Genomic DNA, 26,804 nt, shown 5'->3' with positions numbered 1-26,804 from the left:
GTGCCCCGGTCGCGTCCAGGGCTCCGCGGGCGGTGTGCGGCCGGGCCGTACGCGGGCCGGTCAGGCGGCTTCGACGACCTCGCCCCGGATCGCCGCCGCCCACCTCACGACGAGCAGCTCGTACTCCGCGCGCTCCTGGGCGGACAGGGAACCGCCGGCGCGGGTCCACAGGGCGCGGATCTGCTCGTTTAACGCGGCCGCAGACCGCACGGAACCAGAGGGTGTGGAATCGGGGGACATGCGCACAAGCGTAGGGCCAAGGACTGACACTGCGCTACCGGACCGCTACTCATCCCGTATGCGCTTCGTCACGGCCGACGGCCGGGCGCCGTGCCGCGGGGCGGTGAACCGTACGTCACCCCCACAGGACGGCGTGTCCCGGCTGCGCGGCGGGCCGCCGGATCAGCCCGCGGACTCGGCCGCGTGCGGGCTCAGCGCGCCTGTCGTCACCAGCGCGATGATGACGATGCCGAGCGCGATCCGGTACCAGACGAACGGCATGAAGCTCTTGTGGGAGATGAACTTCATGAACCAGGCGATGACGGCGTAGCCGACGGTGAAGGCGATGATCGTCGCGAAGATCGTCGGGCCCCAGGACACATGACCGCCCTCGGTGGCGTCCTTCAGCTCGAAGGTGCCGGAGGCGAGCACGGCCGGCATCGCGAGGAGGAAGGAGTAACGGGCCGCCGCCTCACGGGTGTAGCCCATGAACAGGCCGCCGCTGATCGTCGCGCCTGACCGGGAGACGCCGGGGACCAGGGCCATCGCCTGGCAGACGCCGTACAGCAGACCGTCCTTGGCGTTCAGGTCCTGAAGTGTCTTGCGCTGCTTGGCCGCCCGGTGCCTGCCGCCCGTCTCGTCGCGTGCGGCGAGCCGGTCGGCGATGCCTATGACCACACCCATCACGATCAACATCGTCGCGGTGACGCGGAGATCGCGGAACGGTCCCTCGATCTGGTCCTTGAGCGTCACGCCGAGCACGCCGATCGGGATCGAGCCGACGATCACCAGCCAGCCCATCTGGGCGTCGTGGTCCCGGCGCATCGCCTTGTTCGTGAGCGAGCGGAACCAGGCCGAGAGGATGCGGCCGACGTCCTTGCGGAAGTAGATCAGCACCGCGGCTTCCGTGCCGAGCTGGGTGATCGCGGTGAACGCCGCGCCCGGGTCCTTCCAGCCGGCGAAGGCCGCCGTCAGCCGCAGATGCGCGCTGGAGGAGACGGGAAGGAACTCGGTCAGCCCCTGGACGAGTCCGAGGATGAGGGATTCAAACCAAGACATGAAGTTACGTGGTCCAAGTGCTGATCGTGGAAGGGGCGATGGGCGCGCCGTGACGCTTGTGTGGTGATCACGGGCGATGAGGGCAGCGTAGCGCCCGCGGGTGACAGGTCGGCCACAGGGGCTTCGCAGCGGCGGGCGCGAGGGGTCGGCGGCGGGCACCGGCCGCGGCTGTGCGGTGCTTGTCCCGGGCTCGGTCGGGGTGTTGACCGGCCGCTGCGGCGCCGCATACGTTGCGGCACGAGGGAAAGCGCTTGCTCCGGCCTGGCTCCACCCGGTGCCGACAAGCGTTGGCCAACGTCCGGCGTCGCGTCCGATGGAGTGCTGATCAGGTCCATGCCCACACCCCGCATCGCAACCGAGACCCTCCCGGGCCGCCCGGCGGTCACCCCCTTCGCGGGCCGCCGCATCAGAGCGGCCGTCGTCGGCGCGGGCGCCATCGCGCGCGGGAGCCACCACCCCGCGCTCGCCCGGCTCGCCGAGGAGGGCGAGACGGAGGTCGTCGCCGCGGTCGACATCGCCGAGGAGGCCGTGCGGGACTTCTGCGCCGCGGCGGGGATCCCGCACGCCTACACCGATCTGGACCGGATGCTGGAGGAACAGCGACCCGACCTGGTCGCCGTCTGCACCCCGCCGACCCTGCACCGTGAGCAGACCGTCGCGGCGCTGCGCGCGGGCGCCTGGGTGTGGTGCGAGAAGCCGCCCGTCCCGACGCTCGCCGACTTCGACGCCGTCGAGGCGGCGGAGGGCGACGCCCACGGTCCGTACGCCTCGATCGTCTTCCAGCACCGGTTCGGATCCGGCGCCCGGCACGTCAGACGGCTGATCTCCGAGGGTGCCCTCGGACGGCCCCTCGTCGCGCACTGCCAGACCACCTGGTACCGCAACGCCGACTACTACGCCGTGCCCTGGCGGGGACGCTGGGCCACCGAGGGCGGCGGGCCCGCTATGGGGCACGGCATCCACCAGATGGATCTGCTGCTCGATCTGCTGGGCCCGTGGAGCGAGGTGCGCGCCATGGCGGGGCGCCTGGTGCACGACGTCGAGACCGAGGACGTCTCGACCGCCCTCGTGCGCTTCGAGAGCGGCGCGCTGGCCACCGTCGTGAACAGCGTGCTGAGTCCGGACGAGGTGAGCCGCATCCGTGTCGACTGCGAACGCGCCACCGTGGAGCTCACCCACCTGTACGGACACCGGAACGACAACTGGCGCATCACGCCGGCGCCGGACGTGCCGGACGCGGAGGCCGCGGGCTGGCGGGACTTCGGTGAGGACGTGCCCAGCTCGCACCTCGCGCAGTTGCGGGACCTGGTCGCGAGCATGCGCGCCGGTGAACGGCCGCGCAGCAGCGGTGCCGACGGGCGGACCAGCCTGGAACTGATCAGCGCGCTGTACAAGTCCGCGTTCACGGACACGACCGTCCGGGCCGGGGAGATCGGCCCGGGCGACCCGTACTACACGGCCCTGCACGGCGGCGCCCCGGGCTGGGCCCCGGCCGCGCCCGGCGCGCACACGGCGGCGGGCCCGCGCGAGGCGCCGGATCCGTCCGGACCAGGCGGGGCGACAGGGGAGACCACGCCCGGCGCGGGGCAGGAGGTGTCGGCATGACCGGAGCACCGGCCGACGGCCCGCGCGTCGTCCACGCGCACGACGACCGCATCACGATCAGTGACGCCACCACGGGTGTCGAGCTGCTGAGCTACGTCTACCGGCCCGAGGCCGCCTGGGAGGCCCCGAAGCCGTATCTGCATCCGCTCCGGACGCTGGCCGGCGACGTCGTCACGGACTACCGGCCCAACGACCACCGCTGGCACAAGGGCCTGCAGATGACGGCCTCGCACCTCTCCGGCCAGAACCTGTGGGGCGGCAACACGTACGTCCACGGGCAGGGCTATCGCGAACTCCCGGAGCGCGTCGGGTCGATGGCGCACGTCGCGTTCGACGAGGTGGCTTCGGGCGGGGGCCGCGCGGTGATCGCGGAGCGGCTCACGTGGCATCCGTACGACGGTGAACTGTGGGCCGACGAGGAGCGGCGCATCGAGGTGCACGACATCGACCCGGAGACGGGCTCCTGGGCACTGACCTGGTCCACCGCGGTCACCAACCGCCGCACCGAGCCCCTGCGCTTCGGCAGTCCGACCACCGCGGGGCGGGAGATGGCGGGCTACACCGGCCTGTTCTGGCGCGGGCCGCGCGCCTTCCGCGGCGGGCGGGTCATCGGACCCGAGGCCGAAGGGCCCGCGCTGATGGGACGGCAGGCACCCTGGATCGCGTACTCGGGAGAGCACGACGGTACCGACGGGCACGCCACGCTCGTCTTCGCGCACGCCCCGGAGAACGATCACGCCGGGGCCCGCGGCGGGCATCCGGCCCACTGGTTCGTCCGCAACGAGCCCTTCGCCGCCGTCGCCCCCTCGCTCGCCTTCTTCGACGAACTGGAGCTCGCGCCCGGGGACACCCTGACCCGGCGCTACCGGGTGGTGGTGGCGGACGGTGCCTGGGGGCCCGCAGAGGTGGCCAAGTACCTGGAAGGGCACCCCTGGTGAGCGCCGCGACCGCCGATTTCGCCGGGCTGCCCGGAGCCGTGGCCGTCTCGCACCTCCGCGTGTACGACTGGCCCGCCGCCGACGGCGTGCGCGGGGGAACGCCCCATGTGCACCTGACGTGTTCGGAGGCGTACGTGGTCACCGGAGGGCGCGGGGCGGTGCAGACGCTCACCACCTCGGGGTACGAGGTCACGCCGCTCGCGCCCGGCACCGTCGCGTGGTTCACTCCCGGCACGATCCACCGGCTGGTCAACGAGGGCGACCTGCGCATCACGGTCCTCATGCAGAACGGCGGACTGCCGGAGGCGGGCGACGCGGTCCTCACGCTGCCCCCGGAGCACCTGACCGATCCCGAGACGTACGCGGCGGCCACGGTGATCCCGGTGGACGCGTCGGAGGAGGAGCAGGCCCGGTTCGCCCGCGCCCGGCGGGACCTGGCCCTCGACGGCTACCGGGCGCTGCGCGACGCGGACGGGCCCGAGCCGCTCGCCGCGTTCCACCGGGCCGCGGCGCGGCTGGTGCGGCCCCGCCTCGCGGAGTGGCGCGAGCGGTGGCGGCGGGGTGCCGGGGCGGCGGCCGCGGTCACGGGGGACCAGCTCGACCGGCTGGGGCGCGGCGACGCGTCGCACCTGGCCGACGCCGCCGTCCGGGCCGAACAGCCGTCCGCGCACGGCCGGTTCGGCATGTGCGGGCGGCTCGACGTCTACAAGGGGAACGACTGAGGGGTCCCGGTCGTGGGCTGCCCGGACGCGCCGTGACGGCCGGGGAGGCGCCGACCGTCCCAGTCCCACGGCCCCTGTCGGCTCCGCGGTGCGGTGCGGTGCGGTGGTGGAGCCTGAGGGCTGTCCCGTGATCCCTGGTGGATCAGCGCGCGGCGTCGGATGTGGTGCATCGCAAGGCGGTGGGGGTCCCCCGCCGAAGGCAGGGGGCGGTCGTCCTCGTACTGGGCGTATGCCGGCGATCCGACAACCCGGCGAGGTGCCGTAGCTGTCGTCGTGCGCCCGCCGGGGATCACGGGACAGCCCTTAGGCCACCGCGGGGCCCGTCACCGTCCAGCCGGGCGCCTGCGGGTGGGCCGTGAGGTCATGCTGGTGGACATCTTCGCGGCACTCGGCGCACACGACCTGCGGGACCAGTTCATTGCCGCAGTTGTGCTCGATCACCATGGGGCGGTCACCGTCCGCGTGCAGATGGCGGTCGCCCCAGGCCATCAGCGTCATCAGGACCGGCACCAGCTCCAGGCCGGACGAGGTGGGCCGGTACTCGTAGCGCTTCGGGCGGTCGCTGTACTCGACCTTCTCCAGTACGCCGGCGTCGACGAGGCGCTTGAGGCGCGCCGTCAGCACGTCGCGCGGGGCGCCGATGTTGCGGACCAGCTGGTCGAACCGCCGGGCACCCAGTGACACCTCGCGCAGCACGAGCAGGGAGTACTTCTCGCCGACCAGGGCCAGGGTGTCGGCGATCGAGCAGGGGCGTGCGTCCTTCATGCCGCCAGTCTACCGGGTGGGTTGGAATATCCAACCTACTAAGCTACTCTTGAGTCACTTAGCGGGTTTGGAAAGCAAACTCAGTGAGTCTGGAGATCGAACATGCGTGACGCCGTCATCGTCGAAGCCGTACGCACTCCCGTAGGCAAGGGCAAGCCCAACGGCTCCCTCGCCCACGTCCACCCGGTGGAGCTCCTCGCCCACACACTGCGGACCCTCGTCGAACGTTCGGGGGTCGACCCGGCGCTCATCGACGACGTCATCGGAGGCACCGTCGACCAGGTCGGCGAGCAGGCCATGAACACCACCCGGTACGCCGTGCTCTCCGCCGGATTCCCCGAGACCGTGCCCGCGACCACCGTGGACCGCCAGTGCGGCTCGTCGCAGCAGGCCGTGCACTTCGCCGCGCAGGGCGTCATGTCGGGCGCGTACGACATCGCCGTCGCCTGCGGTGTGGAGTCGATGAGCCGCGTCCCGATGTGGTCCAACGTGCCGGCGGGCAAGGACCCCTTCGGGCCCGGAGTCGCCGCACGCTTCCCGGAGGGCCTGGTCCCCCAGGGCATCAGCGCCGAACTCATCGCCGCCAAGTGGGGCATCTCGCGCGAGCAGATGGACGCCTTCGCGGTGAGCTCGCACCAGAAGGCGGGCGCGGCCTGGGACGGCGGCCTGTTCGACGCGGAGGTCGCCCCCCTGGAGGGCGTGACGCGCGACGAGTCCGTCCGGCCCGGCAGCACCACCGAGATACTCGCCGGGCTCAAGCCCGCGTACCACGACCCCGCTTTCGCCGAGCGCTTCCCGCAGATCGACTGGGGCGTCACCGCGGGCAACGCGAGCCCCATCAACGACGGCGCGTCGGCCGTGCTCATCATGTCGAGCGAGACCGCGGCCCGCCTCGGCCTGCGCCCGCTCGCCCGGCTGCACAGCTTCGCCGTCACCGGTTCCGACCCGCTGCTGATGCTCACCGGCGTCATCCCGGCCACCGAGAAGGTGCTGCGCTCGGCCGGACTGTCCCTCGGCGACATCGACCTCTTCGAGGTGAACGAGGCCTTCGCGGCCGTCGTCCTCGCCTGGCAGCAGGAGACGGGCGCCGACCTGACCAAGGTCAACGTGCACGGCGGCGCCATCGCGCTCGGCCACCCGCTCGGCGCGAGCGGTACCCGTCTGACGACCACGCTCGTCCACGCGATGAGGACCCGCGGTGCCCGCTACGGACTCCAGACGATGTGTGAGGCGGGCGGCCTCGCGAACGCGATGGTGATCGAAGCGCTGTAGTGCGCCCCGGGCCTCCGCAGGCCACCTGAGCTGCTCCTGCCCGGCCGGTGCGAGGCGAACGGCCGCGGTCGGGCGCCACGGCGGGGCGCGGGAAGGCCGGGCGTCCGCCGGGTCGTGGGGTGCGGCGTCGGTCGGCGCTGCGAACCTCCGTGGTCGGTGCCCGCGGGTGGTGCGAGCCAGAGAGGCCGGATTCTGCGGACGGTGCGAACCGCCGCGGTGGGTTTCCACGGACCATGCGAACTGCTGCGGTCGGTTTCGGCGGACGGCGCGAACTGCCGCGGTCGGTTTTCGCGGCGATGCGGACCACCGAGGCCGGTTTCCGCGGACGGTGCGAACCGCCGTGCCGGGTACCGCGCGCACGCGGCGCGAGCCGTTACGGCCCGCCGCCGTACGCGGCAGGGGCCGCAAAGGCTCCGGCCGCCGCACGGGCGGACGCGACCCGCATGAGGCGGCCGCGTGCGCCCGAGTACGGCCGTGCGGTCAGGCGCCGCGCAGATGGTGCGGTCAGGCGCCGCGCAGATGGTGCCGCTTGCGCCACGCCACCACCGCGCCCACGAGACCCGGCACCGCGATGCAGCCCATGGCGATCAGGAACGCGGGCGACGTCGGCGTCGAGGCCCTCGCCCCGGCGACGGCATAGGCGGCCGTGTTCGGGATCGAACCGAGCGCGGTGGCGAGGAGGAAGGGCATCCAGCCCATGCGGGAGACGGCCGCGCAGTAGTTGGCGGCCCAGAACGGCACCCCGGGGAACAGCCGGGCCACCATCATCGAGCGGAACCCGTGTCTGCTGAGCTGACCGTCCGCGGCCTTCAGCCAACGGCCGCGCAGCAGCGGACGCAACGCGTCCTGCCCGAGCACCCGGCCCAGCCCGAAGGCGACCCCGGCACCCAGGACCGTGCCCGCGAGCGCCGTGCCCAGGCCCAGTTGGGAGCCGAAGAGGGCGCCCGCCGCGAGATTGAGCAGCGGACGGGGCACGAAGGCGACCGTGCACAGCCCGTACGCCACGGCGAACGCGGCGGCGGCCGCCGCGCCCCCGAGGTGCGGTGGCCAGCCGTCGGCCAGCAGGCGCTGTGGTTCGAACAGCAGAACGGTCGAGGCGGCCGCCGCGAGCAGCGCCACGAGGAGCGAGAACCGCGACCAGGGCGACAGCAGCACTCTGCCGCACCAGCCGGCCGGCCGGGTGCGCCCGGCGACCAGTGCCGCGGGCGCGGCGGCGGTGGATTCGGTGGTGAGGGCGAGCTCCGTGGCGGCGGCCCGGGGAGTGGCCGTGGCGGTGCCCCCAGAGCGGGTGGTGGCATCGAGCATTCGGTGACACTAACCGACGTATGTGTGTGATCGCCGTATGGTTCGTCTCATGGGCGTCACAGCTTCCGGAACGTCAGGTGCACGGTTCGCGACGCCGAGCAGCGCTTTCGCGGACGCCGTACTGCCGCGTCTCACCGCCACCTACTCCGCGGCGGCCGACCCCGACCGGGCCGCGTCGATGCGCGCGTACATGAAGGACGTCGCCCCCTTCCTCGGTCTGACGACGCCCGGCCGCCGCGCCCTGTCGCGGACCGTCCTGGCGGGCACCGCGCGCCCCGACGAAGCGGACTGCACCGCGCTCGCCCTGCGCTGCTGGGAGCTGCCGGAGCGCGAATACCACTACTTCGCCGTCGACTTCCTGCGCCGCCACGTGAAACGGCTGTCGTCGGGATTCCTGCCGGTGGCCCGCCACCTGGTCGGCACCGTCCCGTGGTGGGACACCGTCGACGCGCTCGCCGCGCACGTGGTGGGCGGACTGGTGGCCGCCGACCCGGAGTTGAAGGCCGACATGGACGCCTGGATCGAGGACGACGACCTGTGGGTCGCGCGCACGGCCCTGCTCCACCAGCTGCGCTACAAGGAGGACACCGACACCGCGCGGCTCTTCGCGTACTGCGCCCGCCGGGCCGGGCACCCCGATTTCTTCATCCGCAAGGCGATCGGCTGGAGTCTGCGCGAGTACGCGAAGACGGACCCCGGGGCGGTACGGGACTTCGTCGCCCGCGAGCGCGGCGCTCTCGCTCCGCTGTCCGTGCGTGAGGCGCTCAAGAACGTCGGCCCCTGACACCCCAGGGGCACCTGCCGCACCACCCGCCGCCCCCGCACCGAAAACCATTCGACGCGGACGGACGCGTCGGAGATGATCTCCCCATGTTCCGGTACGCCTTCCTCCTCGCAGCATCCGCAGTCACGGATGCGCCGAAGGCTGCCGTCCCGATCGTCGTGGCAGCCGCAGACGGCGCCCGAAGCTGACCCTTCCCGGATCGTCCGGCGGACCCCGCAGGGGGAGGGTCGGCGAGTCCTTGGGGTCCCCGTCCCGGCCGTTCGCGCCGGGGCCATCACTCGGTTCCGCCGACACTGAAGAGGCTTCGAGGTACAGCCATGCCCAAGACGGCTTACGTGCGCACCAAACCGCACCTGAACATCGGCACCATGGGGCACGTCGACCACGGCAAGACCACCCTGACCGCCGCCATCACCAAGGTGCTCGCCGAGCGCGGATCCGGCACCTTCGTACCGTTCGACCGGATCGACCGGGCGCCGGAGGAGGCCGCGCGCGGCATCACCATCAACATCGCGCACGTCGAGTACGAGACCGACACCCGGCACTACGCCCATGTGGACATGCCGGGCCACGCCGACTACGTCAAGAACATGGTCACGGGCGCGGCCCAGCTCGACGGGGCGATCCTCGTCGTCTCCGCGCTGGACGGGATCATGCCGCAGACCGCCGAGCACGTGCTGCTCGCCCGTCAGGTGGGCGTCGACCACATCGTCGTCGCCCTCAACAAGGCCGACGCGGGCGACGAGGAGCTCACCGACCTGGTGGAGCTGGAGGTCCGCGAACTGCTCTCCGCGCACGGCTACGGGGGCGACTCCGTACCCGTGGTACGGGTCTCCGGCCTCAAGGCACTGGAAGGGGACCCGCGATGGACGGCGGCGATCGACGCCCTGCTCGACGCGGTGGACACCTATGTGCCGATGCCCGAGCGGTACCTCGACGCGCCGTTCCTGCTGCCGGTCGAGAACGTGCTCACCATCACCGGACGCGGCACGGTCGTCACCGGTGCCGTGGAGCGCGGCACGATCCGTGTCGGAGACCGCGTCGACGTGCTCGGCGCGGCAGTGGACACGGTGGTCACCGGCCTGGAGACCTTCGGCAAGCCCATGGAGGAGGCCCAGGCCGGTGACAACGTCGCGCTGCTGCTGCGCGGGGTGCCCCGCGACGCGGTCCGGCGTGGGCACATCGTCGCCGCGCCCGGCAGCGTCGTGCCCAGTCGCCGCTTCACGGCGCAGGTGTACGTGCTGTCGGCACGCGAGGGCGGGCGCACGACCCCCGTCTCCACCGGATACCGGCCGCAGTTCTACATCCGCACCGCGGACGTGGTCGGCGACGTCGACCTCGGCGCGACGGCGGTGGCCCGGCCCGGCGACACCGTCACCATGACGGTGGAGCTCGGCCGCGACGTGCCGCTGGAGCCCGGTCTCGGCTTCGCGATCCGCGAGGGCGGCCGGACGGTCGGCGCGGGCACGGTGACATCGGTCGGCTGACCGCCGCCGGGACGGCGGGTGCCCGCCCCTGAGAGGGGGCGGACACCCGCTCGTCGCGCTGCCGGTGCCGTGCGCGAGACTGATCGCGGACGGTGTCGTGGCAGTGTCGTCGAGGGGAGAAGCACCGTGGCGGACAAGGCACTTGTGCTCGGCGGCGGGGGCAGCGGGGGAATCGGCTGGCTCGCCGGAATGCTCCACGGCCTCGCGGAGGAAGGCGTCGACCTGAGCGACGCCGACGTGGTGATCGGTACGTCGGCGGGCGCGTCCGTCGGTGCCCAGCTGGCCTCCGGAGCACTGACCCCGCTGGAGCTGTACCGGCGCCAACTCGGCCCCCAGAGCGGTGAGGTCGCGGCACGCCTGCCCGCGAGCGCCTACCTGCGGTACGCCTGGGCGACGTTCACCTCCCGCACCCCCGAGGAGTACGGCCGGAAGATCGGCAGGATGGCGCTCGCGGCGAGCACCGCCGACGAGGCGACCCGGCGCACCGCGATCGAGAGCCGGCTCGTCTCGCACGACTGGCCCGAGCGGGCGCTGCGGATGCCCGCCGTCGACACGGCGACCGGCGAGCTGCGGGTCTTCGACAAGGACAGCGGCGTGCCGCTCGCGGACGCCATGGCCGCGAGCTGCGCGGTGCCCGGGGCGTGGCCGCCGGTCACCGCCGACGGCCGGCGCTGGATGGACGGCGGCACCCACTCACCGGCCAACGCCCACCTCGCCGCCGGGTACGGCCGCGTCGTCGTGCTCGCCCCGATCGCGACGGGCGGCGGCCCCCTGGTCTCCGCCGCCGACCAGGGCCGCGGGCTGACCGAGGACGGCGCACAGGTCGCGGTCGTCTCCCCGAGTGCCACCGCGCGGCGGTCCTTCGGACGCAACCCGCTGGACCCCACGGCCAGAGCAGCGGCGGCCGAGGCCGGACGCGCGCAGGCCCCGGCGCACGCGGCGCGGATCGCCGAGGTCTGGCGGGCCTGAGCCGAGCGGCTCCCGGACGTCCCGGCACACGACCGCCGGGCCGAATGCCGCGCCCTGCCAAGGGCGCGTGCCCTGCGCACCCGGCCGCCACGGCACAATGGACGCGTGGACGAGCCGATACCCGTGACGCGCGCCGTGGATCACGGCACCGCGAAGCTGATGCCCGACATCGACCGGAAACGGGCATGGCTGCTGACGGTGGACGGCGCGCCGCAGTCGTACGTCGATCTCGACGAGCCGACGCACCTGGAGTTCGAGTACACGCGCCGACTCGGGCATGTGCTGGACACGGTGGCGGCGCCGGGCCGGGCGCTGGACGTCCTGCACCTCGGTGGCGGGGCGCTCACCCTGCCCCGCTACGTCGCCGCGACACGGCCCGGTTCCCGGCAGGACGTGGTGGACGCCGACCGCGCCCTGCTCTCCCTGGTCGGCGAGTACCTGCCGGTGCCCGAGGACGCCGATGTCGACCTGCACGGCGCCGACGCCCGGGCCTGGCTCGAAGCGGCGGCGCCCGACTCCGCGGACATCCTGATCGCGGACGTCTTCGGCGGCTCACGCGTACCGGCGCATCTGACCACCCTGGCGTACGCGCGCGCCGCCGAGCGGGTGCTGCGCGCCGACGGTGTCTATCTGGCCAACCTCGCCGATGCCGCGCCGTTCGCCTTCCTGCGCTCCCAGTTCGCCACGTTCTCCGCGGTGTTCGAGGAGCTGGCCCTCATCGCCGAACCCGGCGTGCTGCGCGGCCGCCGCTTCGGCAACGCCGTGCTCGTGGCCTCCCACCGCCCCCTCGACACGGCCGCCCTCGCCCGGCGGACGGCCGCCGACGCCTTCCCCGCGCGGGTGGAACACGGCCCCGCGCTGCGGGAGTTCACCGGCGCCGCGGAACCCGTCCGTGACGAGGACGCGGTCCCCTCACCCGAGCCGCCCGCCGGAGCCTTCGGCATCGGCTGACCCGGCCCCAGCGGCCGTCGCCGCGGGGGAACCGCCGGCCGCGGCCGCGGCCTTGGTCAGGCCGTCCGCCACGGCCGTCTCACCGGGTGCCGTGCAGGACCCGCGCCCGGGTGCGCCGTGCGCCAGTTCCTTCGTCCGCCGCGTCAGGTTCCGCACGTCGGACACGCACAGCACCGCCGCCGTGACCAGCACGACCAGCGCGGAGCAGCCCCACAGGGCGGTCGTGCGCCCGACGGCCTGTTCGACGGGGCCCGCCAGCGCCGTGGCCAGCGGGACCATGGCGATCGACCCGAACCAGTCGTACGCGGAGACGCGCGAGAGCTTGTCCTCGGGGATCTCCTGGTGCAGCGCGGTCATCCAGGACACACCGAACACCTCGATGGCCAGACCGCTGGCGAACATCACCGCGCACAGCGGGCCCACCGGCACGGGGATCGCGAGCGCGGCGGCGGGAAGGGCCAGCGGGAAGACGCAGAGCGTGCCCGCGAGCAGCAGCCGACGGGGTTTCCAGCGGGTCATGAGCAGCGCACCGCCGACGGTTCCGGCACCGAACGCGCCGAGGGCCAGGCCCCATGGACCCGGGCCGCCGAGGCTGTCCTGGGCGACCAGCGGACCGTACACGGCGTCCGCGGCGCCGACGACCGCGACGACCACGGAGAACTGCGCGACGATCGTCCACAGCCAGGGCCGGCCGACGAACTCGCGCCAGCCGTCGCGGAGATCGGCGAGCAGCCCGCCGCCGGGCTCGCGCGGCGGAATATGACTGACGTCGAGGAACGAGCGCAGCGCTCCGGCGAGCGCGAACGCCAGCGCGTCCACGGCGAGCACCCAGCCCGGCCCGAGGACGGCCACCAGCGCGCCGCCGAGGGCCGCGCCGCCCAGCCCCGCGCCCTGCATCGCCATCCGGAACATCGCGAAGGCACGGCTCGCCTGCTCCCCGGCGACCGAGGACATCAGCATGCCCTCCGCCGCGGGGTTGAAGAACGCCTGCCCGGTGCCGCCGAGCGCGGACAGCAGCATCATCTGCCACAGTTGGGCGTCACCGCTGATCACCAGGGCGGCGAACACGGCCTGGGACGCGCAGTTGAGGGCGTTGGCCGCGACCATCACCCGATGCCGCGGCAGCCGGTCCGCGACCGCACCGCCGATCAGCAGGAAGAGCACCAGCGGCAGGGTCCGGGCCGCCGCCACCAGACCCACGTCGCCGCCGTCGCCGCCCGATTCGAGAACCGCGAAGGCGGCGGCGATCAGCGCGCCCTGGCTGCCCAGGTTGGTGACGACCGCGGCGGCGGTCAGGAGGGTGTAGTTCCGGCCCGCCCAGGAGGGACGGCGCAGGTGGCGCGGGGAGTCGGCGGCAGTGTTCACCGGCTGACTATCGCCGCAGGAGCCACTGCTTGCCAAACCGATTAGACCGCTGTCGGACAGCGCCGGGTCGCCGCCCGGCCGCCGCGCGGGTGCGCGGCGGCCGGGAAGGACGCGGGAATGCGCGCTCGGGCGGGGGCGGCCGCCCCGTGCTCGGACGGCTGTCGCAGCCGCTCTGCCGGGACGGTCGCCACGTCGAGGGCGGTCGCCGCGGTCCGGCGGGCCCGAACCGCCCCTCGGGGCTCAGGAGCCCGTGGGGTCACCGTGCAGTCGTACCGTGCTGAGGATCTTCTGCACGGTCGCGTCGGACACCTCTTCGCTGACACCCTTGGCGCCGTAGAAGGTCCAGGACACGAAGTCGCCCGCCGAGTTCTTGAAGGCGAAGGTGGTCGCCTTGCCGTTCGAGTCGCACTTGCCCTTCTTGGGCACACCGGACGAGTACGTGGTCGCGACGCTGCCCTTGACACCCGACGCGGTCGTGTAGTCCTTCGGCTTGCCGATGGTGAGCAGCTTCTTCGAGGCGTCCTTCTGGTCGGTGTAGCCGCCGAAGACCCACCACGCCGAGTCGTTGCGCGCGACGTCACCGGTGTTCTTGGCGCCGCTCTGGCCCTTGGTGCCCGCCGCGGCCAGTGACGTGTCGCTCTCGTACCCGTCCTTGTCGTCGTCGGACGTGCACCACTTCTCCTTGAGGAACGCGGGTGCGGACATGCCGATCAGCGCGGAGCCGTCACCCTTCTTGTCGTCCTCGAAGCCGATGAAGGTGCCGGGAGTCTTGACCTCCCAGTCCGCCGGGACGTCGAAGGCGGTGCCCCACTTGGGGTTCACGACGACCTTCCAGCCCGCGATGGTCGGCTTCTCCTCGTCGCCGCCGCGCGGGTTGTCGTCGCCGCTCGGGCTCGCCGACGTGGAGGCGGACTTCTTCGGCGACTTGGACGGCTTGCCGCCCGCCTTGTCGTCGTCGTTGCCGCCGCCCAGGACCAGGAAGCCGGTGACTCCGGCCGCGATCACCACGGCCGAGGCCGCGACGATCGCGGTGATCTTCGTCTTGTTGCCGCCGCCACCGCCGCTGCCCCCCGCCGGCTGAGGCGCGCCGGGAGTCTCCGACGGGGAACCCCACTGCGGCTGCCCGTACTGGTTGGGCTGTTGGTATCCGGGCTGCTGGTATCCGGGCTGCTGGTACGGATTCGGCTGCTGGTACCCCGGCTGCTGGTACGGATTCTGGTCCTGCGGGTTCTGCTCGCCCCCGGGCGGCTGCTGTCCTGGCCACATGGGCAGTAACCCTAGTGCCGCCCGTGACACGTTTGGGTCACCGCGTTTCGTCAGACGTGTACCGGATCAGTGACTCGGGCAACGAGTCACGACGCCGGGGGAACGTCGTAGAACCGTACGGTGGCGACGATTTTCCGCACCGTCGTGTCCGAGACCTCCTCGGACACCCCCTTCGCCCCGAAGAACTCCCACGAAACGATGTCGTTCGAGGGGTCCTTGAAGGAGAAGACGGTCGCCTTCCCGTCGCCGGCGCACTTTTTCGATTTCTCCACACCCGACGACGACGCCGTGGCCAGACTGCCCGTGATGCCGGACTTCGTCGTGTACGGCTCCACGGCGCCGGACGTCACCAGTTTCCTGTCGGGCTGGGTGTAGGCGCCGTAGACCCACGCCGCCGCGTCGTCGCGGGCCGCCTCCTCGGGGGTCTTCGCCCCGTTGTTCCGCTTGGTCCCGGCGCCCGCGAGCATCGTGTAGTCCTCGGTGCCGTCCTTGTCGTCGTCGGAGCCGCACCACTTCTCCTTCAGGAGCGCGGGGGCCGCGACGGCGGCGAGGGGCTCGTCCCGGGGGTCGTCGTCCTCGGAGACGTACGTGACCCAGTCCGTCGACTTCAGCCCCCACTGCGGGGGGACGTCGAAGGCGATGCCGCGCTTGGGATTCACCACGGTCTTCCAGCCGGCCACGGTCGGCTTCTCGGCGTCCTCGGTGCCCCGTGGATCGCTCGCCGGGCTCGACGGAGCGGACGGCGACCCGGTCGGCTCGGGTCCTGCCCCGTCGTCCTTGCCCGGTCCGAGCAGGACGAAGCCGGTCACCCCGGCGGCGATGACGACCGCCGCGGCCGAGACCATGGCGACGACCTTCGTCCGCCTGCCGTCGCCGCGGCCCGCGGGCGGTGCCGCGGCGTCCGCGGTGACCGTCGGGGCGTTCCAGGGGGCCGGTTCCTGGTGATAGGGATGGGGCTGCTGGTACCCCGGCTGTCGGTACGGGTTCGGCTGCCCCGCTCCGGCGCCCGGCAGGGGGCCCGCTCCTCCCGCTCCGGCGTTCGGCTGCGGGTTCGACTGTCCGCCCCCGGTGGGCTGTTGGGGATTCTGTCCGCCCGTGGGCGGCTGCTCTCCTGGCCACATGGGGCGTAACGATACGGCGATGATCGGCGCGCGCTGGCCAAGGGTTGCTACTCGCGGGTAACATGCCGGTATGAGCGCAGACCAGATGACGATCGGCGAGATGCTCGCCGCCACCGTGCCGATGGCCCGGACCCTGAACCTCGAGTTCGTGGAGACCGGTCCGGACAAGGCCGTGGTGGCGCTGCCGGACCAGAGCGACTACCACAACCACGTGGGCGGGCCGCACGCCGGAGCGATGTTCACGCTGGGGGAGTCGGCGAGCGGGGCGATCGTCCTTGCCGCGTTCGGGGACCAGCTCGCGCGCGCCGTGCCGCTCGCGGTGAGCGCCGAGATCGCCTACAAGAAGCTCGCGATGGGGCCCGTCACGGCCACCGCGACCCTCGGCCGGCCCGCCGCCGACGTCGTCGCCGAACTCGACGCCGGCCGGCGGCCCGAGTTCCCGGTCGCCATCGCCATCCAGCGCGGTGACGGCGCCGTCACCGGTGAGATGACTGTCGTCTGGACGCTGCGTCCGAACGGCTGAGCCGCCTGTCGGCAAGGGCCCCGGCCGGACGTACGCCCCGGCCGGGGCCCTTGCCGTGCCGCCGAAGGCCCCTGGGCCTTCTGCCGACCCCCTAGTGCCAGTTGCTGATCATGACGTCGTGCGGCGCGGGATCGCCCTTGCCGGTCTCGACCAGCTTCTTGAGGCTCATCAGGAAGATCGCCCACTTGGTGCTGCAGTGGTACATGAACTCCACCGGCTCCTTCCAGCCCTCGTGCCGGAACAGCACGATCGTGAAGTCGTCCTCCTGCTTGAGCTCGAACGCGATCTGCGTGCCGATCCACTCCTCGGGGCCGTCGACGACCTCCCAGAGCACGCGCTCGGCGGCCTGGGCCTCCAGGACCTTCATGTCGAACCCGCCGGGCGCGAAGCGGAACCGGATGACGCCCCCGACCTCGCTGTCGCCTTCCGTGTCCTCGGTCCACCACTTAGACAGCCCGTCGATCGTGGTCAGGGCCGCGTAGACGTCGTCGGGCGACGCCGTGACGCCGATCCTGTGCAGGATGTCCACCATCTCGATACCTCTTTCGTACGGAGGCGCCCGTGTGCGGGCGCGGTCGGTCAGCTGTCCTTGCTGCGCTGGATCGCTTCGGCGATCCGCTTGATGCGCTGGAGCCGGGCGTCCCATGCGGCTCCGACCGACGACAACTGCGCCACGGCTCGGGCGAGTTGTGCCTCGTCGACCTGATAGAGGCGCTCGCGCCCGGACGGCGTGACGTGGACCAGACCGACCCGGTCGAGCACGCCGAGGTGTTTGGCCACCGCCTGCCGCGTGACCGGCAGCTGCTCGCTCAACGTGGTGGCGGTGCCACCGCCGCCGCTCAGCAGCAGGTCGAGCATCCGGCGTCGTATGGGGTCCCCGACCGCCGACCAGAGGTCGTCGTCGACGGTGACGCTCATGACGCCGACACCAGCCGGGAGACGTACGAGACGAGGCGCGGCAGGAAGTGGTCCCAGCCGGACACGTGGTCGAGGTACTGCTCCTCGAGGACGGCGGCCTCCCAGCCCTTCTCGCGGAACCCGGCCTCGGTGAGGTGCAGCAGCGTGCCCGCACCGGACGGGACCAGGTCGAAGGTGACCAGGAGGGAGTTGGAGGCCGACGCGGTCACGCCCTCGTCGTACACCCAGCGGAAGGAGAACCGCCGCGGCGGGTCGGCCTCCACCACCGTGAGCGGCACGACCGTCGCCTCGGGGGTGGTCGCGTCGCCGAACGTGATGACTCCGGTGCCGCCGGGCACCGGTTCGAACTCCGCCTCGTCCGGCCACCACTCCCGCAGGTGCTCGGGCCTGCTGACCACCTCGTAGACCACCTCGGGCGTGGCCTCGACGTAGATCTCCCGCTCGATGCTGCCGTACTCCATCCCACCGACCTCCATGCGCAACCTTTAGTTGCGTATCACTCTAGAGCGCTCCTCGGTGATGTGCAACCTTTGGTTGCTCAATAGGGGTCCGGTGTGAGCTCCTCGGCACCCTCGGGGACTCCGTCGGGCGAGACCGACCAGGTAGGCTTCCCGGCGTGTACTCAGGGGGAAGTGCACCCCGGGTGATCATGTGCGGCGCATGTGCCCGGACCAGGCACAGTGAAACGGGAGGTACCGGCGTTGCACGTCCAGGACTGGCTCGAGACGGTGCCCGCGGTCAGCATCTATGCGCTCGTGGGCCTGGTCATCGGCTTGGAGAGTCTGGGCATCCCGTTGCCCGGCGAGATCATCCTGGTCTCGGCGGCGCTGCTCTCCTCCCAGCACGAGGGCATCAATCCGGTCGTCCTGGGCGCCTGCGCCAGCCTGGGCGCCATCGTCGGCGACTCCATCGGATACGCCATCGGCCGCAAGGGCGGGCGTCCGCTCCTGGCCTGGCTCGGCGCCAAGTTCCCCCGGCACTTCAGTGAGGGGCACGTCGCCACGGCCGAGCGGTCCTTCCAGAAGTGGGGCATGTGGGCCGTCTTCTTCGGCCGGTTCATCGCCCTGCTGAGGATCTTCGCCGGTCCGCTGGCGGGCGTGCTGCGGATGCCGTACTGGAAGTTCCTGATCGCCAACGTGCTCGGCGGCATCGTCTGGGCCGGCGGCACCACCGCGGTCATCTACTACGTCGGTGTCGTCGCGGAGTCCTGGCTGAAGCGCTTCTCGTGGCTGGGTCTGGTCGCGGCGGTGCTCGTCGGCCTCGCCTCGATGCTGATCGTCAAGCGCAAGGCGAAGCGGGCGTCGGCCGAACGGGCCGAGGCCGGCGCGGAGCCGGTCGCGGCGCCCGCCGGCGACTGAGCCGGACGGCGGGCGTCCGAGCACCGGACGCTTCCGGGCGCGGCCGGGCAGGTCGTGCGCCCGGCCCTCCCGTGCCACGCTGCTCGGCTCCGGCCGCACCGTCGTCGACAGCGACAGCGACAGCGACTGGGAGACCGGGCGGAGCCTGAGGGGCGGGGCTAGTTCTCCTCGTGCGCGGCCCGGTGGGCCTTCGCCAGCTCGACGTACAGCGTGCCGTTCAGCGAGATGCCCTCGCGCTCCTCGGCGGTCAACTGCCGCTTCACCTTGGCGGGCACGCCCGCGACCAGAGACCCCGGGGGCACCTGCATGCCCTGCGGGACCAGCGCCTGCGCGGCCACCAGCGAACCGGCACCGATCACCGCGCCGTTCAGCACCGTGGCACCCATGCCGATCAGGCAGTCGTCCTCGACGGTGGCGCCGTGCACCACCGCGTTGTGCCCGACGGAGACCCGCTCACCGATCGTGATGGGGAAGCCCGGGTCCACGTGCAGGCTGCAGTTGTCCTGCACGTTGCTGTCGGCGCCGATGACGATGGGACCGCAGTCGGCGCGCAGCACCGCGCCGTACCAGGCGCTCGCCCCCGCGTGCAGGGTGACGTCCCCGATGATCACTGACGTGGGTGCCGCGAAGGCCTCCTGGTCCACCTTCGGGTCCTTGCCGCCGATCCCCATGATCAACGCCTGCTGCGTCATCGCCGCCCCACCGTCTTCTCGTCGCATCGGTACACCGGCACCGTATGTCATCGCCTGCTGCTCCGGTGGGGTGAAGATCACAGCCGCACGAGCTCATCGGCACAGCTCGCGCTGAGTACGGTGAGCGGGTGCCCAAGAGCAAGAACACGTTCTCATCATGGCGGCGGCGCCTCGCTCAGCGCGCCGTCCACGCGGGCTGGGCTTGGGTGCAGCGCACGGGATCCGTCTCGGCCGAGCACCCCGGACGCTTCCGCTTCGGGTCGATGGGAACAGGTACCAGACTCGCGTTCCCGCTCGGCACGGTCTTCGGGGAACCCTGGATCCACCTCGGCTCGCACTGCATCGTCGCCGAACAGGTCACGCTGACCGCCGGGTTGATGCCCGACCTGGACCTCGGCCCCGACCCCATCCTGCGCATCGGCGACGGTGTCGTCCTGGGCCGCGGCAGCCACGTCATCGCCGACACGACCGTGACGATCGGCAGCGACTGCTACTTCGGGCCGTACGTGTACGTCACCTCCACCAACCACTCGTACGACGATCCGCACGAGCCGATCGGCAAGCAGTGGCCGCGGATGGAACCGGTGGAGATCGGGCCCGGTTGCTGGATCGGGACCGGCGCGGTGATCCTGCCGGGCGCCCGCATCGGGCGGAACGTCGTGGTGGCGGCCGGTGCGGTGGTGCGCGGTCAGGTGCCGGACCACGCGGTGGTGGCGGGCGCTCCGGCACGCGTCGTGCGGCGCTGGGACCCGGTGGCCGGCTGGCAGCCGCCCTTGCGGACCCCGGCGCCCGTGCCGATTCCCGACGGTGTGACGCCGGAGCAGCTGCTGGCCCTCTCCGGGCTCGACGAAGAGGCCGCGGCCCGGCTCGCGGTACTCGACCTCGATGCCGAGGGCGCCACCGGAGACGTGCGCGCGGAGTCCTGAAGCGGTGCCGGCCGCGGCCTCGTCCTCCTGCTCTTCCTGTCGGACCCGGAGTCAGCCCGTCGCCAGGAGCACGGTGCCGACGAGGGCGAGGCCGGCGCCCGCGGCCTGCACTCCGCGGAGCCGTTCGCTGAGGAAACCGCGCGCCGCCAGTGCCGTGACCACCGGGTACAGCGAGGCGAGGACGGCGACCACGGTGACCGGGCCGTGCTGGGCGGCGACGGAGTAGGTGCCGTTGGCCGCGACGTCGGCGAGTCCGACGAAGGCGAGCGCGGGCAGGGACTGCCAGGGGAAGCCGCCCTCGGGGAGCGCCCGGGCGCCGCGCCCGACGGTCAGGAGCAGCGCCGCGCCGCCCGCGGCCACGTTGGTCACGCGCTGCACGAAGAGGGCGAGGAAGAGTCCGGTGACCGACGACGACGCCTCCGCGATCAGGGCGAAGACGGTGCCGAAGCCGAGCGCCGCGAGCAGCGAGAGCAGGATCGCCTGCCGTTGCACGGGAGCGCCCCGCAGCTGGGGACCGCCCGCGAGGATCACGCCCGTGACGGCGATCGCGATCCCCGCGAACTGGATCGGCCCGGGACGCTCCCCGAGGACGAGTCCCACGGTGATCGGGACGGCGACGGCGAGGGAACCGAGCGGGGAGACGACACCCATCGGGCCCAGGGCGAGGGCCTTGTAGAAGGAGAGCAGCGCGACCGGGCCGACCAGGCCCGCGGCGAACGCGAACCACAGCTGCGGTCCCGCCGCGCTCCAGCCGCCGGTGGCCACGACGATCGCGCCCAGGACCACGGCGGCGATCGACTGGGAGACGACGACCACCGTGAGGGCCGGCATACGACGGGTGAGCAGCCCGCCGCCGAAGTCGGCCAGGCCCCACATGAGGCTGGTCGCCAGGGCGAAGAGTGCTGGCAGTGCCGTCATCGGGCCCCTCGCAGTACAGTTCGGTGAACGATCGGGTGCACCACACAATAGTTCACCTGATTGAACTCTGTCATCCAGAATATTGGACGGAAAGTGTCGGACCTCGACCTGCTGACCCAGTCCCTGGGGCGCAACGTGAAGCGCTGGCGCACCGAGCGCGGCTTCACCCTGGAAGCGCTCGCCGCGCGCGCGGGTGTCAGCCGCGGCATGCTCATCCAGATCGAGCAGGCCAGGACCAACCCCAGCCTGGGCACCGTCGTCAAGATCGGCGACGCCCTCGGCGTCAGCATCACGACCCTGCTCGACTACGAGCAGGGGCCGAAGGTCCGTATCGTGCCCGCCGAGCAGGCCGTGCGGCTGTGGCACACCGAAGCGGGCAGCTACAACCGGCTCCTCGCGGGCACCGAGGCCCCCGGTCCGCTGGAGATGTGGGACTGGCGACTGATGCCGGGCGAGGGCAGCCCCTCGGACCCGCATCCCACGGGCACGGTCGAACTCGTCCACGTCACCGAGGGCGAACTGACCCTCACCGTCGACGGGGTCGAGCATCTCGTCCCCGCCGGTGCCAGCGCGTCCTTCGAGGCCAACACCCCGCACCGGTACGGCAATGACGGTGACGTGCCGGTCGAGATGGTCATGGCGGTGTCCGTCCCCCTCGTGCACTGAGGAGCCGCGCGGGCCCTGTCGTCTCTCGTGCATCGAGGAGTCCCGTGGGTCCTGTTCCTCGTGCGTCGAGGCGTCGGGCAGGCCCTGTCTTCTCTCGTGCATCGAGGCGTCCCGTGCGTCCTGTTCCTCGTGCATCCGGCCGTTCTGCGGGCCGTGCCGCTCGCGTGCCGAGACGTCCGGCCGACCGTGCCGGCACGGCTGTTAGCGTGCCGTCATGCGCGCACCCATCGGACGCTTCGACACCGCCACGCCCGCCCCCGACTGCCTCGACGAACTGACCCGGCCGGTCGCCGACGCCGTACGCGCGTGGCGGGGCGGCACCCCCGCGGACCAGATCGTCTACGTCGACACCGAGCCCGACTGGGCCGACACCGCCACGTTCGTCGAGCACTACGGAGCGGAGCTGCTCGACCAGTCCGCCAACTGCGTGGTCGTCGCGGGCAAGCGGGGCGGCGAGACCACGCTCGCCGCGTGCGTCGTCCTGTCCGCCACCCGCGTCGACGTGAACGGAGCCGTGCGGCGTCAACTCGGCTCCCGCAAGGCCTCCTTCGCGCCGATGGACACGGCGACCGGGGAGACCGGCATGGAGTACGGCGGCATCACACCGCTGGGGCTCCCCGCCGACTGGCCGCTGCTCGTGGACTCGGCCGTCGTCGAACTGCCCTATGTCCTGGTCGGCAGCGGGCGGCGGCGGGGCAAGCTGCTGGTGCCGGGCAAGATGTTCGCCGAGCTGCCGAACGCGGTGGTGCTGGAGGGGCTCGGGGTCGCCTGACCCTTCGTCCGGCGAGGCGGCCGGGCCCGTGCCCGCGGGCTCGCCCGGCCGTCCACTGTGCGGCGGTCAGGCCGCCGCGTGGTGCGCCAGCGCCAGGTGCGGGTCCGCCTCTCCGGGGGCCGTCGCCGGGTCGGCGTGCACCAGCGCGGCGGTGAGCCTCGGCACCGCGTGCAGCAGGGCGTGTTCGGCCTCGACCGCGATGCGGTGGGCCTCGCGGACGCTCGCCTCGCCGTCGACGACCACCGCGACCTCGGCGCGCAGCCGGTGCCCGATCCAGCGCAGCCGCAGCTCGCCCACCCCGCGCACGCCCGGCACCTCGCGCAGCGCCCGCTCGGCGCGGTCCACCAACTCCGGGTCCACGGCGTCCATCAGCCGCCGGAACACCTCCCGGGCGGCATCGCGCAGCACCAGCAGGATCGCCGCGGTGATCGCCAACCCGACCAGTGGGTCGGCCAGTTGCAGGCCGAGGGCCGAGCCCCCCGCACCCACCAGCACGGCGAGCGAGGTGAAGCCGTCCGTCCGCGCGTGCAGCCCGTCCGCGACGAGGGCGGCGGAGCCGATCTCGCGGCCCACGCGGATACGGTGGCGGGCGACCCACTCGTTGCCGAGGAAGCCGATCACGGCCGCCGCCGCGACGACCGGGACGTGCCGTACGGGCTGCGGGTCGAGCAGCCGGTCGATCGCCGTCCAGGCGGCGAAGGCCGCGGACGCCGTGATCGTCAGCACGATCACGATGCCCGCGAGGTCCTCCGCCCGCCCGTAGCCGTACGTGAAGCGCCGCGTCGCGGCACGGCGGCCCAGGACGAAGGCGATCCCCAGCGGCACGGCCGTCAGGGCGTCCGCCGCGTTGTGCGCCGTGTCGCCGAGCAGTGCCACCGACCCCGACATCACGACGACGACCGCCTGCGCCAGGGCCGTCGCGCCGAGGACCACGAGCGACACCCAGAGCGCGCGCATGCCCCGCGCCGACGACTCCAGTGCGGAGTCGACCTTGTCGGCGGTCGCGTGCGAGTGCGGCGTGATCAGGTGCCGCAGACGGCTCCCGAGGGTGTGCGCGTGGCGGTGCCCGTGCTCGTGGCCCTGCCCGTGTCCGGTGCCGTGGGAGGGGCCGGGCGCGGGGGAGCGGGCGTGGCTGTGCGCGCGGTCGTGGGGGTGGCCGTGGCCGTGCTCGTGTTCACGGCCGGTGCGCTGCCGGGCGCCGCCACCGGGGTCGCCCGAGGGGGCCTGGCGGCGGACGCCGGCGTGGTCGTGGCCGCGGATGTGGCCGTGGCCGTGCTCGTGGTCCTCGTCCGAGTGGCGGTGCTCGCTCACGGGAGTCACCTTCCGGTGTGCGGGAGTGGACGTGTCGGCGTCCATGAGGCCATTATGTGCGTATGAGCGCACGCATGCACCTATCACCTGCGCATGATGCGCACCCGCGTACCCCCGGCGAGGAACAGTTCGCCCTCGCCGCCGAGCTGCTGGCCCTCCTCGGCGACCGCACGCGCCTCGCGTTGCTGCACGCACTGACCGGCGGCGAGGCCGACGTCACGACGCTCACGGAGGCGTGCGGGGCCGCACGTCCGGCCGTGAGCCAGCATCTGGCCCGCCTCCGGCTCGCCGGACTCGTGAACACCCGGAAGGAGGGGCGCCGGGTGATCTACTCGCTCGGCGACGGTCATCTGCGCCGGGTGGTCGACGAGGCCCTGAACCTGGCCGACCACCGCATCAGCGACCGTCCGCCGCACGACTGACGGCCTCTCGCCGTACGGCCGCGGGGCCGGGCCCGTCCCGCAGCCCTGCCCGCCCGAGCCCGCCCCGGCTCGGCCCGGCGCCGGGGTTCAGTGCCCGGTGTCGTCCTCGCCCGCCTCCAGCAGGTTCGCCGCCGCGCCCACGATGCTCGGGTCCGGGCTGCCGACGACCTCCTCGTCCTTGTCGGCGTAGTCGAAGCGCGCCAGGACGCTGCGCATCGCCTCCACGCGGGCCCGCTTCTTGTCGTTGCTCTTGACCACGGTCCACGGGGCCTGCGCGGTGTCCGTCTCGCGGAACATGGCGACCTTGGCGGCCGTGTAGTCGTCCCAGCGGTCGAGGGAGGCCAGGTCCATGGGGCTGAGCTTCCACTGCCGTACCGGGTCGACCTGGCGGATCGTGAAGCGCGTGCGCTGCTCGCTCTGCGAGACGGAGAAGCAACCGCAGGCGTACGGCGGGGGAACCGAAGGCAAAGGGCGTGCGCGGCCGTTCGCGGGAACGCACGGCGTGCGCGGTCGTCCGCGGGAATGAACGGCCGTGCGCGGGAAACGGATTGCCGCGGACGGCGCTCGCTCACGAGGATGGCGGCATGCCGGCCTTCACCGCTCCCGACGGAACCCGTCTCGCCTACCGCGTCCTGGGCGAGGGCGAACCGCTGCTCTGCCTGCCCGGCGGCCCGATGCGGGCCTCCTCCTACCTGGGCGACCTCGGAGGACTGTCCCGGCATCGCCGGCTGATCCTGCTCGACCTGCGCGGAACCGGCGACTCCGCCACTCCCGCCGATCCGGCGACGTACCGCTGCGACCGGCAGGCCGACGACGTCGAGGCGCTCCGCGCGCATCTCGGGCTGGACCGGGTGGATCTGCTCGCGCACTCCGCGGGCGGCGACCTGGCCCTCCAGTACGCCGCCGGACGTCCCGGACGTGTCCGCACCCTGACGCTGGTCGCCGGGCGGGCGCGCGCCCTCGGCGTCGACTTCACCGTGGAACACCGCCTGGAGGCGGCCGCGCTGCGCAAGGCCGAACCGTGGTTCGAGGCCGGGTATCCCGCCTACGAGCGGATCTGGGCCGGCACCGCGAGCGACGCCGACTGGGACGCCGCCATGCCCTTCTTCTACGGGAGCTGGGACGCGATCGCCCGGGCGCATGCCGCGACCGAGGTGGCGGAGACCAACGACGAGGCCGCGGAACTGTACGCGGCTCCAGGCGCCTTCCGTCCCGCCGATACCCGGGCCGCCGTCGCCGCCTGGGAGGCGCGGGTACTGCTCGTGGCGGGAGAACTCGACGGCGGTCCCCTCCCGCGCGTCGCCGCGGCCGTCGCGGACCTCTTCCCGTGGGCCGAGTTGAGTGTGCGGCCGGGCGCGGGCCACTATCCGTGGCTCGACGACCCGCGCGGTTTCAGCGCCACCGTCGCGGCGTTCCTCGCCCGGGACCGGTGACGCGCCCGGCGTCCGTCGGGGCGCCCGCCGGCGCCCGTCAGGCCAGTCGCAGGTCGATCCACTCGGCACTCTCGCCGGGCAGCACATAGCGCTCCACCTCGACGAAACCGTGCTTGAGGGCGAAGCGGAGGCCGTCGTCGTTGGCCGCGAGCACGACCGTCTCGATCACCTCGGCGCCCAGCCCGCGTGCCTCCTGGAGGCCGCGTGAGTAGAGCTCCTCGCCGAAGCCACGACCGCGGTGCTCGGCGAGCACACGGGCGATGACCGTGGCCGTGGCGCTGTCGTCGGCGGGCGGACGCACGGTCGTGCACCCCACCAGGACGTCACCGAGGTAGGCGACTTCGAGGCGGTACCGCCGGGCACGCTCCCGCGCGTCCTCCAGGGACATGGCGGCGGCCGGCACGATCACGTTGTGGACGTGCCGCCAGTCCTCCAGACGGGCGTCGTCGTCCGGTTGCACGATACGAAGAGTGGACACCGCAGCAGGAAACCGGTGCCGCGGCCACGCCGTCAACCACAATTTCCGGCGCAGTCCCGGCGCCCGTCACCGCTTTCGCCCGAGCCCGGGCGCGGGCAGGGGTCAGCCGAGGCGCGGGATCTCGATGGCCGGGCAGCGGTCCATGACCATGTCGAGGCCGGCGGCGCGGGCCCGGTCGTACGCGGACTCGTCGACGACGCCGAGCTGGAACCAGACGGCCTTGGCGCCGATGGCCGCCGCCTCGTCGGCGACGGGACCCGCGAGGTCGCTGTTGACGAAGACGTCGACGACATCGACCTCGAACGGGATGTCGTCGAGGGAGGCGTAGCCCTTCTCCCCGTGGACGGTCTCGGCCTTCGGGTGCACGGGGACGATGCGCTTGCCGTAGCGCTGGAGGACATCGGCGACGCCGTGCGCGGCGCGCCGCTCGTTCGACGAGAGGCCGACGATCGCCCAGGTGTCGCCCAGCTCGGTCAGGATCTTGCGGATCGTTGCCGGGTCGCCGTACATGCTCGGCCTCCTAGGTGTTCCTGTCGTCGGAGCTCGTCACGGTGAACGC

30 protein-coding genes and 1 pseudogene are annotated in these 26,804 nt (G+C 72.6%); 15 read left to right on the top strand and 16 right to left on the bottom strand.

Going from position 1 to position 26,804, the window contains the following annotated elements; all coding sequences use genetic code 11:
• Positions 1 to 60: 60 nt before the first annotated feature.
• Together ACSYGO_RS10230 and ACSYGO_RS10225 are read right to left on the bottom strand one after the other, a co-directional pair.
• Positions 61 to 240 (bottom strand): hypothetical protein, encoded by a 180-nt coding sequence (locus ACSYGO_RS10230; RefSeq protein WP_426678791.1) that lies wholly within the window; start codon positions 238 to 240, stop codon positions 61 to 63.
• 162 nt (positions 241 to 402) lie between these two features.
• Positions 403 to 1,278, bottom strand: coding sequence for an undecaprenyl-diphosphate phosphatase (locus tag ACSYGO_RS10225; RefSeq protein WP_095932875.1), 876 nt, complete (start codon positions 1,276 to 1,278; stop codon positions 403 to 405).
• Between the two features lie 333 nt (positions 1,279 to 1,611).
• Between ACSYGO_RS10225 and ACSYGO_RS10220 the strand changes: the two genes are divergently transcribed.
• Genes ACSYGO_RS10220 through ACSYGO_RS10210 form a run of 3 tightly spaced genes read left to right on the top strand, consistent with a single transcriptional unit; the run spans position 1,612 to position 4,543 of the window.
• The gene (locus ACSYGO_RS10220) at positions 1,612 to 2,883 is read left to right on the top strand and encodes a Gfo/Idh/MocA family protein (RefSeq protein WP_460386530.1); all 1,272 of its coding nucleotides are present in this window, start codon (positions 1,612 to 1,614) and stop codon (positions 2,881 to 2,883) included.
• Positions 2,880 to 3,821 (top strand): DUF6807 domain-containing protein, encoded by a 942-nt coding sequence (locus ACSYGO_RS10215; protein ID WP_460386529.1) that lies wholly within the window; start codon positions 2,880 to 2,882, stop codon positions 3,819 to 3,821. Before ACSYGO_RS10220 ends, ACSYGO_RS10215 begins: the two co-directional genes overlap by 4 nt.
• Positions 3,815 to 4,543 (top strand): cupin domain-containing protein, encoded by a 729-nt coding sequence (locus tag ACSYGO_RS10210; protein WP_426678840.1) that lies wholly within the window; start codon positions 3,815 to 3,817, stop codon positions 4,541 to 4,543. Before ACSYGO_RS10215 ends, ACSYGO_RS10210 begins: the two co-directional genes overlap by 7 nt.
• 303 nt (positions 4,544 to 4,846) lie before the next feature.
• On the opposite strand, the gene ACSYGO_RS10205 is transcribed toward ACSYGO_RS10210, so the two are convergent.
• Positions 4,847 to 5,308, bottom strand: a complete 462-nt coding sequence (locus tag ACSYGO_RS10205) for a winged helix-turn-helix transcriptional regulator (RefSeq protein ID WP_426678788.1) — start codon at positions 5,306 to 5,308, stop codon at positions 4,847 to 4,849.
• Positions 5,309 to 5,410: 102 nt separating this feature from the next.
• Here ACSYGO_RS10205 and ACSYGO_RS10200 point away from each other — a divergent pair, with 102 nt between their 5' ends.
• Positions 5,411 to 6,580, top strand: a complete 1,170-nt coding sequence (locus ACSYGO_RS10200; protein WP_426678787.1) for a thiolase family protein — start codon at positions 5,411 to 5,413, stop codon at positions 6,578 to 6,580.
• Positions 6,581 to 7,084: 504 nt separating this feature from the next.
• Here the strand turns inward: ACSYGO_RS10200 and ACSYGO_RS10195 are convergent.
• Positions 7,085 to 7,885 (bottom strand): TVP38/TMEM64 family protein, encoded by an 801-nt coding sequence (locus ACSYGO_RS10195; protein WP_460386528.1) that lies wholly within the window; start codon positions 7,883 to 7,885, stop codon positions 7,085 to 7,087.
• Positions 7,886 to 7,934: 49 nt separating this feature from the next.
• Between ACSYGO_RS10195 and ACSYGO_RS10190 the strand changes: the two genes are divergently transcribed.
• From ACSYGO_RS10190 to ACSYGO_RS10175, 4 genes are all read left to right on the top strand, one after another.
• Positions 7,935 to 8,669 (top strand): DNA alkylation repair protein, encoded by a 735-nt coding sequence (locus ACSYGO_RS10190; protein ID WP_426678785.1) that lies wholly within the window; start codon positions 7,935 to 7,937, stop codon positions 8,667 to 8,669.
• 317 nt (positions 8,670 to 8,986) lie between these two features.
• Complete coding sequence (tuf, locus tag ACSYGO_RS10185; RefSeq protein WP_345658199.1) at positions 8,987 to 10,156, top strand: elongation factor Tu; 1,170 nt, start codon at positions 8,987 to 8,989, stop codon at positions 10,154 to 10,156.
• Between the two features lie 126 nt (positions 10,157 to 10,282).
• Positions 10,283 to 11,125: a patatin-like phospholipase family protein gene (locus ACSYGO_RS10180; RefSeq protein WP_460386527.1), complete on the top strand. Its 843-nt coding sequence runs from the start codon at positions 10,283 to 10,285 to the stop codon at positions 11,123 to 11,125.
• Positions 11,126 to 11,230: 105 nt separating this feature from the next.
• The gene (locus ACSYGO_RS10175) at positions 11,231 to 12,076 is read left to right on the top strand and encodes a spermidine synthase (RefSeq protein ID WP_460386526.1); all 846 of its coding nucleotides are present in this window, start codon (positions 11,231 to 11,233) and stop codon (positions 12,074 to 12,076) included.
• On the opposite strand, the gene ACSYGO_RS10170 is transcribed toward ACSYGO_RS10175, so the two are convergent.
• The 3 genes from ACSYGO_RS10170 to ACSYGO_RS10160 form a co-directional block, all read right to left on the bottom strand.
• Positions 12,038 to 13,441 (bottom strand): MFS transporter, encoded by a 1,404-nt coding sequence (locus ACSYGO_RS10170; protein WP_426678783.1) that lies wholly within the window; start codon positions 13,439 to 13,441, stop codon positions 12,038 to 12,040. The two genes, ACSYGO_RS10175 and ACSYGO_RS10170, sit on opposite strands and share 39 nt — an antisense overlap.
• Before the next feature lie 240 nt (positions 13,442 to 13,681).
• A complete protein-coding gene (locus ACSYGO_RS10165) occupies positions 13,682 to 14,707 on the bottom strand; it encodes a hypothetical protein (RefSeq protein ID WP_432172266.1) in 1,026 nt (341 codons plus the stop codon).
• Between the two features lie 86 nt (positions 14,708 to 14,793).
• A complete protein-coding gene (locus tag ACSYGO_RS10160; RefSeq protein WP_460386525.1) occupies positions 14,794 to 15,828 on the bottom strand; it encodes a hypothetical protein in 1,035 nt (344 codons plus the stop codon).
• A gap of 85 nt (positions 15,829 to 15,913) precedes the next feature.
• Between ACSYGO_RS10160 and ACSYGO_RS10155 the strand changes: the two genes are divergently transcribed.
• The gene (locus ACSYGO_RS10155) at positions 15,914 to 16,351 is read left to right on the top strand and encodes a DUF4442 domain-containing protein (protein WP_426678839.1); all 438 of its coding nucleotides are present in this window, start codon (positions 15,914 to 15,916) and stop codon (positions 16,349 to 16,351) included.
• Between the two features lie 91 nt (positions 16,352 to 16,442).
• Here ACSYGO_RS10155 and ACSYGO_RS10150 read toward each other — a convergent pair whose 3' ends face one another.
• The 3 genes from ACSYGO_RS10150 to ACSYGO_RS10140 are packed head-to-tail and all read right to left on the bottom strand — an operon-like array spanning position 16,443 to position 17,730.
• A complete protein-coding gene (locus tag ACSYGO_RS10150; RefSeq protein WP_432172268.1) occupies positions 16,443 to 16,883 on the bottom strand; it encodes an SRPBCC family protein in 441 nt (146 codons plus the stop codon).
• Positions 16,884 to 16,930: 47 nt separating this feature from the next.
• Positions 16,931 to 17,269: an ArsR/SmtB family transcription factor gene (locus ACSYGO_RS10145; protein ID WP_460386524.1), complete on the bottom strand. Its 339-nt coding sequence runs from the start codon at positions 17,267 to 17,269 to the stop codon at positions 16,931 to 16,933.
• Positions 17,266 to 17,730: an SRPBCC family protein gene (locus tag ACSYGO_RS10140; protein ID WP_435228835.1), complete on the bottom strand. Its 465-nt coding sequence runs from the start codon at positions 17,728 to 17,730 to the stop codon at positions 17,266 to 17,268. The genes ACSYGO_RS10145 and ACSYGO_RS10140 overlap by 4 nt, the downstream gene beginning before the upstream one ends.
• Positions 17,731 to 17,970: 240 nt before the next feature.
• Here ACSYGO_RS10140 and ACSYGO_RS10135 point away from each other — a divergent pair, with 240 nt between their 5' ends.
• Positions 17,971 to 18,627, top strand: a complete 657-nt coding sequence (locus ACSYGO_RS10135; protein ID WP_426678778.1) for a DedA family protein — start codon at positions 17,971 to 17,973, stop codon at positions 18,625 to 18,627.
• A 158-nt stretch (positions 18,628 to 18,785) separates the two neighbouring features.
• Here ACSYGO_RS10135 and ACSYGO_RS10130 read toward each other — a convergent pair whose 3' ends face one another.
• Positions 18,786 to 19,319, bottom strand: a complete 534-nt coding sequence (locus ACSYGO_RS10130) for a gamma carbonic anhydrase family protein (protein WP_426678777.1) — start codon at positions 19,317 to 19,319, stop codon at positions 18,786 to 18,788.
• A 128-nt stretch (positions 19,320 to 19,447) separates the two neighbouring features.
• Between ACSYGO_RS10130 and ACSYGO_RS10125 the strand changes: the two genes are divergently transcribed.
• Positions 19,448 to 20,245, top strand: coding sequence for an acyltransferase (locus tag ACSYGO_RS10125; protein ID WP_460386522.1), 798 nt, complete (start codon positions 19,448 to 19,450; stop codon positions 20,243 to 20,245).
• Positions 20,246 to 20,296: 51 nt separating this feature from the next.
• Here the strand turns inward: ACSYGO_RS10125 and ACSYGO_RS10120 are convergent, their stop codons facing one another.
• Positions 20,297 to 21,154 carry an EamA family transporter gene (locus tag ACSYGO_RS10120; protein ID WP_432172411.1) on the bottom strand — a complete coding sequence of 286 codons (858 nt, stop codon included), beginning with the start codon at positions 21,152 to 21,154 and terminating at the stop codon, positions 20,297 to 20,299.
• Between the two features lie 102 nt (positions 21,155 to 21,256).
• Here ACSYGO_RS10120 and ACSYGO_RS10115 point away from each other — a divergent pair, with 102 nt between their 5' ends.
• A complete protein-coding gene (locus ACSYGO_RS10115) occupies positions 21,257 to 21,829 on the top strand; it encodes a helix-turn-helix domain-containing protein (protein ID WP_359498225.1) in 573 nt (190 codons plus the stop codon).
• A gap of 214 nt (positions 21,830 to 22,043) precedes the next feature.
• Positions 22,044 to 22,601 (top strand): YbaK/EbsC family protein, encoded by a 558-nt coding sequence (locus ACSYGO_RS10110; protein WP_426678775.1) that lies wholly within the window; start codon positions 22,044 to 22,046, stop codon positions 22,599 to 22,601.
• A gap of 66 nt (positions 22,602 to 22,667) precedes the next feature.
• On the opposite strand, the gene ACSYGO_RS10105 is transcribed toward ACSYGO_RS10110, so the two are convergent.
• Complete coding sequence (locus tag ACSYGO_RS10105; RefSeq protein ID WP_460386521.1) at positions 22,668 to 23,912, bottom strand: cation diffusion facilitator family transporter; 1,245 nt, start codon at positions 23,910 to 23,912, stop codon at positions 22,668 to 22,670.
• 62 nt (positions 23,913 to 23,974) lie between these two features.
• Between ACSYGO_RS10105 and ACSYGO_RS10100 the strand changes: the two genes are divergently transcribed.
• The gene (locus ACSYGO_RS10100) at positions 23,975 to 24,334 is read left to right on the top strand and encodes an ArsR/SmtB family transcription factor (protein WP_359498232.1); all 360 of its coding nucleotides are present in this window, start codon (positions 23,975 to 23,977) and stop codon (positions 24,332 to 24,334) included.
• An 87-nt stretch (positions 24,335 to 24,421) separates the two neighbouring features.
• Here ACSYGO_RS10100 and ACSYGO_RS10095 read toward each other — a convergent pair.
• A pseudogene (locus tag ACSYGO_RS10095) lies at positions 24,422 to 24,766 on the bottom strand (polyphosphate kinase 2 family protein); the annotation flags it as partial.
• 152 nt (positions 24,767 to 24,918) lie between these two features.
• Here ACSYGO_RS10095 and ACSYGO_RS10090 point away from each other — a divergent pair.
• Positions 24,919 to 25,767: an alpha/beta fold hydrolase gene (locus ACSYGO_RS10090; RefSeq protein ID WP_460386520.1), complete on the top strand. Its 849-nt coding sequence runs from the start codon at positions 24,919 to 24,921 to the stop codon at positions 25,765 to 25,767.
• A gap of 37 nt (positions 25,768 to 25,804) precedes the next feature.
• Here ACSYGO_RS10090 and ACSYGO_RS10085 read toward each other — a convergent pair whose 3' ends face one another.
• Both ACSYGO_RS10085 and ACSYGO_RS10080 read right to left on the bottom strand, forming a co-directional pair.
• A complete protein-coding gene (locus ACSYGO_RS10085; protein WP_426678771.1) occupies positions 25,805 to 26,245 on the bottom strand; it encodes a GNAT family N-acetyltransferase in 441 nt (146 codons plus the stop codon).
• A 102-nt stretch (positions 26,246 to 26,347) separates the two neighbouring features.
• Complete coding sequence (locus ACSYGO_RS10080) at positions 26,348 to 26,755, bottom strand: CoA-binding protein (protein WP_426678770.1); 408 nt, start codon at positions 26,753 to 26,755, stop codon at positions 26,348 to 26,350.
• Between the last annotated feature and the right edge of the window lie 49 nt (positions 26,756 to 26,804).

It is taken from the genome of Streptomyces krungchingensis (genome assembly GCF_054729265.1).
This window is presented reverse-complemented; position numbering and strand designations above follow the sequence as displayed.